Genomic DNA, 625 nt, shown 5'->3' with positions numbered 1-625 from the left:
TGTACCAAATAGCGTCCTTCCAGGGTGCGGATCAGTTCTACCGCATAGGGTAACTTCATGGCCAGCCATATCTGCACCAGTTCCCGGTGTTTTTCCGGCAGCCACAACTTGCCCTCAACCCTGGGGGCCTGGCTCATCCTGGGGCGACCAAGTTTATCTATGCCTGTCTGTTCAGAAAGGTGGGAGAGGGAAACAGCCAGGCGGAAGTCCTGTCCGTCATAAAATATCTTAATGTTGGGGTTGCCTCCCTTGCTCTCGTCTCCCCGGGAGTAGAGGCGGTTCCTGCGGGCGTGCCGCCATTTTTCACGGGCGGCCCGGCCCTGGCAGACCTTTTCCCACAGCCTTCTGCCCCCAAAGACTACCTTTGGTATTGTACCCTTCTCCCGGTAATCCTTCAGTTCAGCCAGCCTTTTTGCCAGTGAAACCACCCGCTTGTTCCGCCCCTTGACTGCCAGGCGGAGCTTTTCAATATCTTCTGAAGCAGCCCCCTTTTCCTCTGCCTTCGCCAGTTTCCTCATAGCCAGGCTGAGCTTCTTCCTGGCCCGGACCAGTTTCTTTTCTGTTTCTTCATTTTCTAACTTCAGCAGTTCTGTTTGGGAGTCCAGCAGGGCCTGTGCTTTAAGTC

The 625-nt window shown here is 55.0% G+C and carries 1 pseudogene; it reads right to left on the bottom strand.

Annotation, left to right across the window (positions count from 1 at the left end):
- Nucleotides 1-625 (bottom strand): annotated as a pseudogene (locus ULO1_RS14405) (IS200/IS605 family accessory protein TnpB-related protein); the annotation flags it as partial.

Source organism: Carboxydocella sp. ULO1, assembly GCF_002049255.1.
In the GTDB taxonomy this organism is placed as follows: domain Bacteria; phylum Bacillota.
This window is presented reverse-complemented; position numbering and strand designations above follow the sequence as displayed.